Annotated in this window: 12 protein-coding genes; 3 read left to right on the top strand and 9 right to left on the bottom strand. The window is 65.1% G+C overall.

What is annotated here, in order from left to right; translation table 11 throughout:
- Window positions 1-9: 9 nt before the first annotated feature.
- Window positions 10-1,092, bottom strand: a complete 1,083-nt coding sequence (locus CEX88_RS21795; protein ID WP_094295105.1) for a VldE C-terminal domain-containing protein — start codon at window positions 1,090-1,092, stop codon at window positions 10-12.
- Between the two features lie 66 nt (window positions 1,093-1,158).
- The gene (locus CEX88_RS21790) at window positions 1,159-1,596 is read right to left on the bottom strand and encodes a hypothetical protein (RefSeq protein WP_238382155.1); all 438 of its coding nucleotides are present in this window, start codon (window positions 1,594-1,596) and stop codon (window positions 1,159-1,161) included.
- Window positions 1,597-1,998: 402 nt separating this feature from the next.
- Between CEX88_RS21790 and CEX88_RS21785 the strand changes: the two genes are divergently transcribed.
- From CEX88_RS21785 to CEX88_RS26415, 3 genes are all read left to right on the top strand, one after another.
- Window positions 1,999-2,961, top strand: a complete 963-nt coding sequence (locus tag CEX88_RS21785) for an AAA family ATPase (RefSeq protein ID WP_094295104.1) — start codon at window positions 1,999-2,001, stop codon at window positions 2,959-2,961.
- A 173-nt stretch (window positions 2,962-3,134) separates the two neighbouring features.
- The gene (locus tag CEX88_RS21780; protein WP_238382154.1) at window positions 3,135-5,534 is read left to right on the top strand and encodes a S8 family peptidase; all 2,400 of its coding nucleotides are present in this window, start codon (window positions 3,135-3,137) and stop codon (window positions 5,532-5,534) included.
- 205 nt (window positions 5,535-5,739) lie between these two features.
- Window positions 5,740-6,624, top strand: a complete 885-nt coding sequence (locus tag CEX88_RS26415; RefSeq protein ID WP_094295082.1) for a hypothetical protein — start codon at window positions 5,740-5,742, stop codon at window positions 6,622-6,624.
- A gap of 34 nt (window positions 6,625-6,658) precedes the next feature.
- Here the strand turns inward: CEX88_RS26415 and CEX88_RS21770 are convergent, their stop codons facing one another.
- From CEX88_RS21770 to CEX88_RS21740, 7 genes are all read right to left on the bottom strand, one after another.
- The gene (locus tag CEX88_RS21770) at window positions 6,659-7,165 is read right to left on the bottom strand and encodes a pyridoxamine 5'-phosphate oxidase family protein (RefSeq protein WP_094295081.1); all 507 of its coding nucleotides are present in this window, start codon (window positions 7,163-7,165) and stop codon (window positions 6,659-6,661) included.
- A gap of 215 nt (window positions 7,166-7,380) precedes the next feature.
- Entirely contained in the window at window positions 7,381-9,513 is a 2,133-nt protein-coding gene (locus CEX88_RS21765) for a heavy metal translocating P-type ATPase (protein WP_094295080.1), read from the bottom strand.
- A 55-nt stretch (window positions 9,514-9,568) separates the two neighbouring features.
- Complete coding sequence (locus tag CEX88_RS21760) at window positions 9,569-9,898, bottom strand: metal-sensitive transcriptional regulator (protein WP_011856766.1); 330 nt, start codon at window positions 9,896-9,898, stop codon at window positions 9,569-9,571.
- Between the two features lie 70 nt (window positions 9,899-9,968).
- Window positions 9,969-10,247: a YHS domain-containing protein gene (locus CEX88_RS21755; RefSeq protein WP_011856767.1), complete on the bottom strand. Its 279-nt coding sequence runs from the start codon at window positions 10,245-10,247 to the stop codon at window positions 9,969-9,971.
- 26 nt (window positions 10,248-10,273) lie between these two features.
- On the bottom strand, window positions 10,274-12,559 hold the full coding sequence (locus tag CEX88_RS21750; protein WP_094295103.1) for a heavy metal translocating P-type ATPase: 2,286 nt from the start codon (window positions 12,557-12,559) through the stop codon (window positions 10,274-10,276).
- A 40-nt stretch (window positions 12,560-12,599) separates the two neighbouring features.
- Window positions 12,600-13,571: a heavy metal-binding domain-containing protein gene (locus tag CEX88_RS21745; RefSeq protein WP_094295079.1), complete on the bottom strand. Its 972-nt coding sequence runs from the start codon at window positions 13,569-13,571 to the stop codon at window positions 12,600-12,602.
- The gene (locus CEX88_RS21740; RefSeq protein WP_094295078.1) at window positions 13,568-13,780 is read right to left on the bottom strand and encodes a heavy-metal-associated domain-containing protein; all 213 of its coding nucleotides are present in this window, start codon (window positions 13,778-13,780) and stop codon (window positions 13,568-13,570) included. The genes CEX88_RS21745 and CEX88_RS21740 overlap by 4 nt, the downstream gene beginning before the upstream one ends.
- Between the last annotated feature and the right edge of the window lie 114 nt (window positions 13,781-13,894).

Here is a 13,894-nt window from a genome sequence, read left to right as displayed (position 1 = left end):
TAGGACGGGTCAGTATCCGCTGTAGCCGCCGCCGATGCTGGCGATGTGGACGTGGTTGAAGTGATTCTGGTTGGGGTCTCCGCGATCCGACATTCCCGACGAGCTGCCGTCCGCGTTGTGCTGACTTTGGCGCCAGATCGCGTGATCGAGCCCGAGTTCTTGCGCGTTGGCTTGAACGAACTGCACCACCCGATCACCGAGCGCCTTGCCGGCGGGGGTGTCCCACTGCGGGATCATGACGTCGATGGCCAGCCCGGACGGATGCCACTTGAGCGAGTCTTGCCGGAACCCACCGATGTCTGTGATTTCGGGGAAGGCGGCACTGATTGCGCGGCTGAGACGGCGGGTGTACTTCTGCAGGCGCGACTCGTTCGCCAGACCTGGCCGGTCGAGCCCCGGCATACCCGGCACACCGGACGAGCTGGATCGACCGGACGACGATCTGCTCGCCAGTCCCGCCTTGGCGATCGGGGTGAACAGGCCGCCGAGGCCGCCAAGACCGCCGCCGCCGAAGCCGCTCATCGGCGATCCGCCGCCGCCACCCATGGGCATTCCCATGCCGCCGCCCATCGACATGCCGCCGCCCATCGGCCGGCCACCGTAACCACCACCAGCAGAACGAATCATGTTCGCCAACGCGACGTTTCGCTGTTCGGATTTGGTGAGCAGGGCCTTGGCGCGGTCGAGCTGGCCTTCGAGATGATTGACCAGGACCTGCTTGCCCGCCGGGGTATCAGTGCTCGGGGCGATCGCATTGACCCCCGACCGGGTATCGCTCACCACGCCATTCATCCCGGCGCGGCCATCACGGGACTCGTTCGACGCCGCCACCACCTGCGGGCCCACCCCCCGATCGGCACCGATCACGTTGTCCAAAGCGGCCACACCACCGCCGCCAGTCAGCTTGTAGCCCTCTCCCCCACGACCACTCCAGGTCGCCGGCACCGTATCCACCGACACCCGCAGATCAGTCTTGAGGTTCTGCAACCCACTCGTCGAGGGCAACCCCGACGCCGACGCAGCCGGGCCGTACAACTCGCGCGCACCACCGAGCGCGTCTGCGGTCGCATCGACCAAGCCCTGCAAGGACATGAACGGCAGTATCACCCACCACCCACACCACCGACCACCACCAGAACCAAAATCGCTCGATGTCAGTCAGGAAGCGGGCCCAGCTTGTTCGGGGCAGGCGAGGTCGATGCGCCGTGTCTCGACGGGTGTCGTGCACGTCGCGCGGACTTGTCGGACGCATTCGTCGAGGTTTTCTTGGGAGATGTCGGCGGCGATGAACCGCTGCGCATGGGGGGCGAAAGCCACGGCGTTGGCCCCGCCGCCGGCGCCCCACTCCATCACCGTGTTCGGGCTGGGCGAATTAAGGGCTCGGGCGAAGGTTTCATAGATCTTCCAGTGGTCGTCACCGACCTCCAGCCAGGCTTGATCACCGATTCCGTTGCGCCAGTGTGAGTTCGCTTCCCAGGCCGATCCTGTGGGCGCCGACCAGTAGCGGGCGGCTTGCCCGGCGATCCGGTTCCGGAATCGCCGCCTTCCCGCTGCTGCCAGCGCTGCTGCCAGGATTCGCTCGCCTCGCACTGCCACGTCGATACCTACGGTCAAGGACTTGTTTCCGGTTGGGCTGACAGTAACCGGCCTTCCCTGGACGTGGCCGCCTTCGACGCCGGACCGACCCCGCATTAGTCGCCGCCCTCTAGGACGCGATGATCAGCCCGCCGATTGGAACGGGTGTCGCGTCCACACCAATCAGCTAGTCAACCAGCGCCGACCATCGCTAGCGGCACACCACTGCGCCTCCAGAGACACCTCCGGGCAGCTTGTGGGCCAGCCAGCGCGCGGCCGGTGGCCGAGCGGGCAAGGAATCCTCGGACAGCTATCTGGAGGCTGTTGGCGCTGCTAGAGAGCACCACATTGTGCGGCGCTGAACCCGCGGTGGTGCGCGCATCTGCAATGATCGAGCGAGCGGCATTGTGCAAGGAGGGGGCCATGGCGAGGTCTGACCTGGTGATTGATCTGGTCGAGGCGCAGCAGCGTGGCGACGTCGCCCGCTTTCGCATGCTGGTGGAGGCGATCATCGCCGAGGAGCGCAACAATCAGCACCATCTTGTGGCTGATCGTCTGTCCGAATTGATCACCACTGCCGGTGCTCGCAGCCTGCTCGCCCGTGATGACACCGCCCGCCAGGTCGCTGATCTGGTCACCGAAATTGTGCCTAAGCGGCGATTGTCAGAGGTGCATCTGGCGCCTGCCGTCACGGCGGCGGTGACCGAGATCATCGAGGAGCATCACCGTAGCGAGCTTCTCCGCAGCCACGGCCTGGAACCGCGTAACCGCATCCTTTTGGAAGGTCCGCCTGGTAACGGTAAAACCTCGCTTGCTGAAGCATTGGCAGCGGAGCTGATGGTGCCGTTCTACGCCGTGCGTTACGAGGGAGTTGTATCTAGCTTTCTCGGAGAGACAACGAGTCGAATCGATCACGTTTTCGAGTTCGCAAGGACTCGGCGCTGCGTGCTCTTTTTCGACGAGTTCGACACCATCGCAAAGGAGCGCTCCGACGCGCACGAAACCGGCGAAATCAAGCGCGTCGTTTCGACGTTGCTCCTACAGATCGATCGCTTGCCCTCCCACGTCGTCGCCGTCTGCGCGACCAACCATGGCGAACTGCTCGACCGCGCGGCGTGGCGCCGCTTTCAGGTGCGTTTAACACTGCCTCCCCCGTCGCGCATACAGGCCACGGCTTTTCTCGAGCAGCTGCGTGTGCGGCTCGGCGGGAACCTCGGTATGGCGCCGCGCACCCTCGCCGACAAGCTTGCGGGCGCCAGCTACGCCGACATTGAGGAGTTCGCGCTGGATGTCATGCGGCGCTATGTGTTGTCGCTACCCGATGGCCGTGTCGAGGATGTGGTGCGCGAACGGCTCAAGCAGCGCAACGCCATGAGGGAGATGTGACCTCTCCGCGTCCACCGCTGTCGTTCGGCGCCCCGGTGAACGGGCCTATACCTACCGGCGCGCCCCGCTTTCCTGGAACTCGCATCGCCGGACCGGAACCGGCCCGGCAAGGGCAGCGGCTAGCACCACAGTTCGCCGCTCTCCAAGAGGCTCTGCAGGCTGGGCGCGTCGACGTGGACGGCGACACCAGTGAAGCCGATCCCGAGCTTGTGGTGGTCTTCGACCTCGCCGCGCCCGTAGCCGAGTTCGCGCGAGCCGCAGCCCGTGTGCCCGGCCTAGAGTTCCTCCTCGAAGTTGATGGCGACGAGTTCGCCGCCGACGACGACTTCCACGCCGTACGCGATGGCGAACCGAGCGACGATGCCGTGACCGACAGTCTCTATGTTGTGATGTCGAACAGCCAGGCCGTCGTTGAGCTCCTCACCCTCTTCGCGCGATGGCAGGAGAACCGCGATGCAGCAATGCCTTTCGGGTTAGCGCCCTTACGCGAGGTCTTTTCGCTGTTGCGCGAGGTGAGGCGCTGGGGACCCCAAGATCGGGTCCGCGAGACCGGTCTGCTGGAGCGCTGGCGCGAAGACGTCGCCGTCGTGGGACAGTCAGCCACCACGGCCCGCGTCGAAGTCGAGCTGTGGTTCCGCCGCGATGCCGCCCGCCGGGCGGTTGCCGAAACGACTGTACGGGAACTCATCACCGCAGCCGGCGGCCAAGTCATCACTCAATCGACACTCACCGGCATCGGCTATCACGCCATTCTCGCTGATATCCCCTACAGTCAGGTCGAAGCGGTCCTTGATCGCGGGCCCGACGCGATCGCACTGTTGACTACCGACACCATCATGTATGTGTCCCCGGCACGGCCGATGACCATTCCGTCAGCAGCGCCCTCCGACGAACCTGTTGAACCCGAAGTGTTTTCGGTGAAGCCCACCGACCGACGTCCACGGATCGCCCTGCTCGATGGCCTGCCGATGGCCGGTCACATCGCCCTCTCCGAACGACTGATCATCGACGATCCTGACCAGATCGCTGCGTCCTATACCGCATCACAGATGCAGCACGGCACCGCCATGGCGTCGCTGATTTGCCACGGCGACCTCAACGCTCCCGGCAGACCAACACAGCGCCGCGTGTACGTGCGGCCGATCATGCAGCCACACCCATTCAGTGGCCAAGGCGAAACCGTGCTGAGGGAACGGCTATTAGTCGACCTCATCCACGAAGCCTTTCGACGCCTGTTCGAGCGACACGGCCAACACGATCCTGCGGCTCCCAGCGTGAGAATCGTCAACTTGTCCATCGGCGACCCCATCCAGATGTTCGTGCGCCGCATCAGCCCCCTAGCGAAATTGTTGGACTGGCTCGCCCACACGTACAACGTGCTCATCCTGGTCAGCGCGGGCAACCATCCCATTGACGCCGACATCCCCGCAGCAGCGCTGCTCGATGTATCCGCACTACGGCGCGCGGTGGGCACCGCCATGTACGCGCAGGCGCGCCGTCGACGACTCCTCTCCCCCGCTGAGGCAGTGAACGTCATCTCCGTGGGAGCCCTGCATGCAGACGCCGCGACCACCCCAACCAGCGACACGGTGCTCGACACCGCCGACGCGGGAATGCCCGCGCTCTACAGTCCCGTGGGTTTCGGCCACCGCAACTCGGTAAAACCGGAAATACTGCTGCCCGGCGGTCGAAGTCTGCACCAGCGTCCGACTTCGGCCGAAGGAACCACGACCTTGTATCCGGCGGAAACAACGATCACCGGCCCCGGTATGCGCGTCGCCGCACCCGGACACGGCGGCGCGCTCAACGGAACGGCCTATCTGCACGGAACCAGCAACGCCACCGCCCTCGCGACGCGCACCGCCGACCACATCTTCGATGTGCTTGAAGCCCTACAGTCCGCCGACGGCGAACCACCGTTCGCCACCGCCGAATACCATCCTGTGCTTGCCAAGGCTTTGCTTGTTCACGCCGCATCCTGGGGCGCCATGCGCGAGGGGCTGACCCGCACCATAGACGGCGGCGCCGATCTCAACCGTCGTGACATCTCTCAGCTACTTGGCTACGGCGCCATCGACGCCGAACGGATCGTCACAGCCGCGACCAACAGAGTTCTCCTCCTCGGCGCCGGGTCCATCACAGCCGACCAACGCCAGACATTTGCACTGCCTCTGCCGACCAGCCTGGCTGCGACGACCGACTGGCGACGGCTGACGATAACCCTGGCCTGGCTTTCCCCGGTCAACACAGCGACGCGCCGACATCGTATGGCCCGCTTATCTTTCGAGCCGCCGCGTCAGCCACTGGGAGTCGAGCGCCTGGAAGCTGAAGCGCGCGTGTCCCGCAACGGTACGGTTCAACACGAGATTCTTGAAGGTCAGCGGGCCGTCGTGTTCACTGCCAGCGATGCGCTGGAGATCAACGTCGACTGTCGCGTCGACGCAGGACGCCTGGCGGCACCAATTCGCTACGCACTGGCGGCGACACTTGAAGTTGCCCCAACCATTCGTGCTGATATCCACCAGGACGTTCGTCAACAACTGCAAATACGACTCCGCCCCAGGACACGGTGACACGCGTAGTCCCGTCGACAATCTGAGCCATTTCCGGACGCGAACAGCGACGTGCGCTACTGCCGCATCGGCGAGGTCTCAAGAGAAGCCGGTGTTGGTTATCGCCGAACGGCGGTGGTTGAGACGCGCAGACGAAGGATCGCATCGCGCCATCTACGTAGGACGGCAGTAGTTGATGACGAATGAATCTCGTTCGTATTGAGATGTGGCCTCATGCAGCCAGTGTCGAGGGTGGCGCTGTCATCCTGGTTCGGTGGCGCCTAGGACAGCGAAGAAGACCGACAGCCGGCTAGCGGCTCGGCTTGCCGCGCTCGCCTCACTAGGCGCTTCTGTCATCCACTTCGCCGTCGTTCCCACGCACTGGCAGGAATGGATGCCAGCGGGCCTGTTTTTCGCTGGCATCGCGCTATTCCAACTGTTGTGGGCGCGGCTAGTACTCACCCGTACCACCACCCCGGTGCTAGCTCTTGGCATCATGGTCAACCTTGCCGTTATTGCGCTTTGGTCCGTGTCGAGAACCGCGGGAGCGCCGCTCGGGCCCCACGCCGGTCAAGCCGAACTGATACAAGCCGCGGATCTATGCGCGTTGCTGCTTCAGATCTATGTCGTCATGGGCGCTGGCTGGGTCTGGCACCGCGGCCTTCAAGGAGAACCGGTGCCCGCCTTCGGCAGCGCCATGGTGCTCCTGGGCGCGATTGGGATCGTCACGTTGGCGTCCACCGTGGGCGCTGCCTCTGGTCTACGGCACGGCCACCACGCCCCAGCCAGCGCTGAAGCAGGGGCTCATCACCACGGACCTGGTGCAGAGCAGACTGACGACCATCACAGCCATCCTGAACCATCCCCTGCAGCGCCCGCTGGGGAGCCCGCCTCCGATGATCACGCAACCAGTGCAGAACACGTCGACGACCATCACAATCACGATCCGGAGCCGACGTCTCCCCCGCCTGCCGTGCGCCCAGTCGAAGCTCCTGCGCCCGGCGCTGGCTCTGGCGGCGCGCCTGAGCAGGCTACGCCCGTGCCCATCAGCGAGCCGCTTCCAGCGGCGACGCCGCTAGACGACCACCAAGACCACGACCATGTGCATTGACCTACGTCTGTATGGCCAATACACGGCCTGACGGCTAGTTTCCGCCCGTCAGGTCTGCCCGCCCGATGGCGTCGCCCGGATGACGCACGATGTCGAGGGCCGACATTCCGATGCCGTAGGTGGATAACCATCGCCTCGGCCGGACCGCGATGAAGCACAGCTCAGCACGCTGAGCGACGATGCGCTCCTCGGCGGCGAGAATGCGACGGAGAAACCAGTCCGCATGGAATGCCCCTCGCGCGTCGGCGTTTTCGTGGTTCAGTATTTCGGCCGACCCCGCAAACTGGACAGCTGCCGGCGGCATCATGGGGAGAAAGCGGTGCGGCACGGGAATGACGAAGGCTACCTGTGGTCGTCGTCGAATGTTGCCAACCTTGACGTTCGTAGTACGGGTCGTGATGTACAACGTCAGGTTTGTGCCTTCACCGGCCGCTGCGTACGTGACGGCCGTCGCGTGGGGGTTGCCGCTGCTATCGAGCGTCGACAGGGTGCCGAACGACCGTCGTCGAATCGAATTTTCGACAGTGGCGAGGTCGGTCACTGGTCTCCTTCCTCCGCTTCCCCGGCTCCGATTGGGTGGCTCGTCGCTCAGCTACACGCCGTCTACGGCGCATCCGAAGGTACCGGCGGTCGACGGATAATCGAGAATTCGACCGGCGACTGCATTCCCTCATCTTCGTGCGAAGCTCCACATGGTTGGGAGCGGCGATTCGAACTTCACATGGTCGCCGGCTGCTCCACATGGTGGGCCGTCCCCTAACGGTTGAGAACGGCGCGGGTGCTCGCCTCGGGCGTCAAATCGAGGCGGCGCAGAAGTTGCGCGTTGAGCGCGACGACGATCGTTGACAGTGACATGAGGATGGCGCCGACCGACATGGGCAGCACGATGCCGATGGGTGCCAGCACACCAGCAGCCAGGGGCACAGAGATGAGGTTGTACCCGGCGCCCCACCAGAGATTCTGTTTCATCTTGCGGTAGCTGGCGCGGGACAGCTCGATGACCGACAGCACCGAGCGGGGGTCGGAACTGGCCAGGATGACACCGGCGGAAGCGATGGCGACGTCAGTGCCGGCACCGATGGCGATGCCGACATCGGCCTGCGCCAAGGCGGGGGCATCGTTGACTCCATCGCCGACCATGGCAACCCTTTTGCCCTCGTGTTGCAGGGCAGCAACTTTCGACGCCTTGTCTTCGGGGCGCACCCCCGCGAACACCCGGTCGATGCCCAGCTGGTGGCCTACACTATTGGCGACGGCTTCGGCGTCGCCGGTGATCATGACGACTTGCACGCCAAGCTTGTGAAGCGCATCGACGGCTTCGCGGGATTCGGGGCGGATCTCGTCGGCCAAGCGCAGGCCGCCGAGCACCTCTCCGTCGCGGATGACGTGCAGAATGATGGCGCCTTCGCCGCGCCACGCGGTGGCCGCGGGGACCTCCTGGGCGCCGACTTCTTCGAGAAGTCGGGGGCCGCCCACTCGGATTTCGTGCCCGTCGACCGTCGCAGTCACACCGACGGCAGGAGAGGACGAGAAGCCGCTGGCGCGCGGCACGGTTAATCCCCTATCCTCGGCGGCTTTCACGATGGCCCGCGCCAGGGGGTGTTCACTGTCGGTCTCGGCGGCGGCGGCGAGCGCGAGCACGGTGTCGCCGTCGTCGTCTCCGGTCGCCTCGACGGCGGTGACGGTGGGTTCGCCTTTCGTCAGGGTGCCGGTCTTGTCGAACAGCACGGCGTCGACAGTGCGCATACCTTCCAGGGCCAGCCGGTCTTTGATCAAGACGCCGCCTCTGGCGGCGCGTTCGGTGGCGATGGACACGACCAGTGGTATCGCCAGGCCCAGCGCATGAGGGCAGGCGATGACCAGCACGGTGATCGCTCTTACCACCGAGGCATCGGGGTTGCCGACGATTGTCCATGCCGCCGCGGTGATCGCGGCGGTGATCAGGGCGAACCAGAACAGCCAGCCGGCGGCCTTGTCAGCAAGGCGCTGGGCACGCGAGGACGAATTCTGTGCTTCGGTGACTAGGCGTTGGATGCCTGCTAGGGCGGTGTCGTCGCCGGTGGCGGTGATCTCGACCCGAAGCCCGGAATCGGTGGCGACGGTGCCGGCTGTTACGGGATCCCCGACGCCGCGGGTAACGGGCCGGGATTCGCCGGTCACCATGGACTCGTCCATGTCGGCGCGTCCGTCGACGATCTTGCCGTCGGCAGGGATGCTGCCGCCGGGTCGGACTACAACGACATCGCCGACGTGCAGGTCGGTCGGCGAGACGGTGACGGTGCGGTCGCCGTCGATCTTCTCGGCTTCGTCGGGAAGTAGTGCTGCCAGTGAGTCCAGCGCTGAGGTGGTCTGGGCCAGCGAGCGCATTTCTACCCAGTGGCCGAGCAGCATGATGACGATGAGAAGGGCGAGTTCCCACCAGAATTCCAGCTCGTGGTGGAGCAGGCCCAAGCTCGCGCCCCAGGACGCGAAAAAAGCGACGGTGATCGCCAGTCCGATCAGGAGCATCATTCCTGGTTTACGGGAACGGATCTCGTTCAGCGCACCGGTGAGGAACGGGCGGCCACCGACGACGTACATCACTGTCCCGAGCAGGGGCGCGATCCAGCGTGCGCCGGGGAAGTCAGGGACGTCGTAACCGAGCAGCATCGCGAACATGGTCGAGAACGCGACGACCGGTATGGCGATGATCAGGTTGATCCAGAAGAGCTTGCGGAATTGGGCCACGTGGTCACCGCCGTGGCCGCTATGGCCCGTGTGGCCGGTGTGATTGTCATGGCCGTGGTGTTCGCCGTGTGGGTGGGTGTCAGGGTGTGCGCTGGGGAATTGGTGGTGGGCGTGCCCGCCAGGGTGGGATGTTGCTACGCCGTGGTCATCGCGGTTTGTCATGTTCTTTCCTTGTGAGGCTTCGCGTTTCAGTCGACGCGCATTGATGATGTGGGTGTTAGGAACGCACCAAGCGGGCGATGGCTTCAGAGGCTTCTGTGAGTTTGGCGTCAGCGGCCGGTCCGCCGGTGGCGGCGGCGTCACGGACGCAGTGGCGAAGATGGTCGTCAAGCAGTGCCAGCGCGACACCTTGGAGGGCTTTGGTGAGCGCGTCTGTTTGGGTCAGGATGTCGATGCAGTACCGCTCCTCTTCGATCATTCTGCTGATGCCGCGGGCTTGGCCTTCGATGCGCTTCAATCGCTTGAGGTATTTGTCTTTATCGGTGATGTAGCCGTGGTGGGTGGTGCCTGTTGAGGGGCAGTGCCTGGTGTTGTCGGCGTGGGTCATGACGCTTTCCTTGTGCGTGGTGGTGACTAACTTCGGGTGCCCGGCGAGGAGTGCGCGACGAGGGTCGCGGTCATGCGACGGCGGCATACTTGTCGGGGTCGCGGTCAAAGCGTGGTCCGCATCCCTTGCAGCAGAACCAGTAACGCCGACCGCGATAGTCACGGAATAGTCCCGCCGCTTCGGCGACCGTCTTGTTCACCGGCGTGCCGGGCATCACGGGGCAGGTGGTCTCGTTCTGCGATCCGAGGTCAAGCAGGTTCCTCGCCGTAGGGTCGATGGGTGAGGTATCGATTTTGTCGGCTGCGCCGCTGCAGCAGCAGGCTGACGTGCGGTTCTGATTCTCGGACATTGGTTCTCCTCACAGGTGGCGGTGATTTAACTGGTGGTGTCGGCGGAAGTGGTTTTGAAGCGGCGCAGGCGCAGGCTGTTGCCCACCACGAAGACGCTGGAGAATGCCATTGCGGCTCCGGCCAGCATCGGATTGAGCATGCCCAGTGCTGCGACGGGGATCGCTGCGACGTTGTAGGCGAACGCCCAGAACAGGTTGGTTTTGATCGTCGACAGTGTTTCGCGGGACAACCTGATCGCGTCAACGGCGCTGCGCAGATCACCGCGCACCAGGGTGATGTCGGAGGCCTCGATGGCGACGTCGGTGCCGGTGCCCATCGCCAGACCGAGGTCGGCTTGGGCGAGGGCGGGCGCGTCGTTGACTCCGTCGCCGACCATGGCGACCGTCTTGCCTTCGGCTTGGAGGCCTGCGATGACGTCAACCTTGCCTTCGGGCATGACTTCGGCGATGACGTCGTCGATGCCGACTTCGGCGGCGATCTGTCGAGCGACGGCTTCGTTGTCGCCGGTGAGCAACACGGGGGTCAGACCGATGTCACGCATCTGCGAGATTGCCTGTGCGCTTGTCGGTTTCACGGTGTCAGCGATGACGAGTACACCGCGCGCCTGCCCGTCCCACCCGACCGCTACCACGGTCTTTCCCTGGGCTTGCGCGCGGGCCTTGGCGTGGGACAGATCCGGGCTGAGGTGTTGCGCCCAGTCGGCCAGCAGTGATTCGCGCCCGACGACGACGGCGTGTCCATCCACGATGCCGTGGACGCCTTTACCTTCGACATTCGCGAAGTCCTCCGGAACGGGCAAGGCGTGGAGTTCCTCGGCCGCCGCGGCGGCGACGGCTTGGGCGATGGGGTGCTCGGAGGCGTTCTCCAGGGCGCCGGCCAGTCGAAGCAGCTCCGCACGTTGGGTTTCCGGCGCTGTAATGACATCGACCAGCGTCATTTTGCCGGTGGTGACGGTTCCGGTCTTGTCCAGCACCACGGTGTCGACCTTGCGGGTGGATTCGAGCACCTCGGGACCTTTGATCAACACGCCGATTTGCGCGCCGCGGCCGGTGCCCACCAGCAGGGCGGTGGGCGTGGCCAGCCCGAGGGCGCAGGGGCAGGCGATGACGAGGACCGCGACCGCTGCGGTGAACGCGGCGGCGACTGAGAATCCCGCCCCCAGCCAGGCGCCGAGGGTGATCACGGCGATAGCGATGACGATCGGTACGAAGACGCCGGAAATGCGATCGGCCAGGCGTTGAACTTCGGCCTTGCCGGTCTGGGCGCGTTCGACTAGCTGGGCCATCTGCGCGAGCTGGGTGTCCGAGCCGACGCGAGTGGCCTGCACCACCAGCCGGCCGCCGGCGTTGACGGTGGCACCGACCACGGTGTCGCCGGTAGCGACTTCCACGGGTACCGCTTCGCCGGTCAGCATCGAGGCGTCGACAGCCGAGGAACCGGACACCACCACGCCGTCGGTGGCGATCTTCTCCCCCGGACGGACTATGAAATCGTCGCCAACCACGAGTTCTTCGATGGCGATCTTGGTTTCCGTCCCCCCGCGCAGGACGGATACGTCTTTGGCGCCTAGGTCGAGCAGGGCTCGCAGTGCCGCTCCGGCCTGCCGTTTGGACCGCTTCTCGAAGTAGCGTCCGGCCAGGATGAACGTGGTTACGCCTGCGGCGACTTCGAGGTAGATGTTGGCGGCGCCATGCGACGGCGCCAGGGTGAACGCGAAGGGATGCTTCATACCCGGCGCGCCGGCACTGCCCAGAAACAGCGCATACAGCGACCACAGGAACGCCGACACGGTGCCCAGCGAAATGAGCGTATCCATGGTCGCGGTGCCGTGTCGCAGGTTGGCCCAGGCGGCCCGATGGAATGGCCATGCTGCCCACACGACGACGGGGGCCGCCAGCGTGAGCGACGCCCACTGCCAGTACGTGAACTGCAGCGCCGGGATCATCGCCATCGCGACGACCGGCACCGTCAGGACGGCCGAGGCCCTCAGGCGGTGCCGCAGCGACGCCAGTTCGGGGTCGGCGGTGTCCACGGCGTGCGGGGTGTCACCGGATGCGTCGGAGGGCATCGGCGTGCGCGGTGTCGGGAGCGCGGCGGTGTAGCCCGTCTTCTCCACCTCGGCGATCAGCAGCGCCGGATCGTATCCGTCAGGCACCGTGACGGTGGCCTTTTCCGTCGCGTAATTGACTGTCGCGGCCACGCCGTCGAGCTTGTTGAGCTTGCGCTCGATGCGGTTGGCGCAGGAGGCGCAGGTCATTCCCCCGATGCGAAGTTCCACACTCGGGCCAGACACCGGTGTCGATGTCGTCATGAAGCCACTGCCTTTCAGTTTCTGATTCGGACGGGATAGCTCAGTGCCCGCCGGCATGGCCGGCGTCACGCGATGGCTCTGGCGCGGGCTCGTTGGTACCACCGGGTGCGGCGTCGACGACGAAGCTGGCGGTGTGCACGGTGTCCTGGACTTTGAAGTCGAGGTAGAGCAGGTAGCGCCCCGCTGTGGGTGCGGTCGCCGCGAACGACACCGCAGGCCCACCGGTGCCGCCCGGTACCGGCTCGGCCCCCTCAGGGTGCACATGTAGATACGCCAGGTCTCCCTCACGCAAGGCGACGAGATGGCCGTAAGCCCCCAGGTAGGGCTGCAAGGTCATCACCGGCCGGCCGTCGCGCGTGACTGTCGCGGTGAGTTGGTGGGAGACGCCCGCGGTGAGTGCACCGTCCAGTTTCACGGTGTATCCGGCGATTTCATCCACGGTGCGTGTGGCACTCGCCACCGCCGGGACGAACGCGCCGGCCACCTGCACGGTTCGGGTGAGGGTGAGTTTGGCGCTGCCCGCCCCTGCGGGTTGGAAGTCGGCGAACACGCGGTAGGTGCCGGCGGCGTTCCACGTCCACGGCGTTGACCACGTGCCGGTGGCCGCGTCCAGCCTTGGGTGTACATGGGCGAAGTGCTGGCCGTCGGAACGGACCACGATGAGGTGCAGTTGCTTGTCGTGCACGGTCGCGTAGTCCAGCAGCGGCGTGCCGCCCGGGTCGACGATGGTGAAGCTCATCGTTCCCCGATCGTTGGGTGCGCTGGGGGACCACACCGGGCTCAGGACGTATCCGTCTTCGGCCAACGACAACCCCGGCGGGTCGGCGAAGGGAATGACTGGCGACGCCTGCTCGGTCGGCGGCGCGCTGTGATCCGCTGCAGCATCGGAAGTTTGGGTCTGGGGAGATGTCGCCGCGGTATCAGGGACGACCGCTGCGGCGGTGACGTATGCAGCCGTGAACGCCACTGCCAGTCCGGCACCAAACGCTGTCAATCGTCCCGCGGCGTTCATGCGACACGCACCGCCGAGTAGCCGGCCTCGTCGACGGCGTTGAGGATCTGCGCGTCGTCGACGGGACGGCTCGACGTCACGATCAGGGTGCCGGTTTTGGCGCTAACTTCGACGCCTTCAACTCCGGCAACCTCGCTGACCTCTTCACGCACCGACAGCTCGCAATGTCCGCAAGTCATCCCTGTGACGGCGTACGTGCTCGTGCTCATCACCGATCTCCTATCCTTACCGGGTGTAGATACCCCTACCGGGTATACGTAAGAGAGCATATACCCCTTAGGGGTATGCTTCAAGGGTTACTTTCCCGGGGGCCCCTGGCGAGG

The organism is Mycobacterium neumannii, assembly GCF_002245615.1.
In the GTDB taxonomy this organism is placed as follows: domain Bacteria; phylum Actinomycetota; class Actinomycetes; order Mycobacteriales; family Mycobacteriaceae; genus Mycobacterium; species Mycobacterium neumannii_A.
This window is presented reverse-complemented; position numbering and strand designations above follow the sequence as displayed.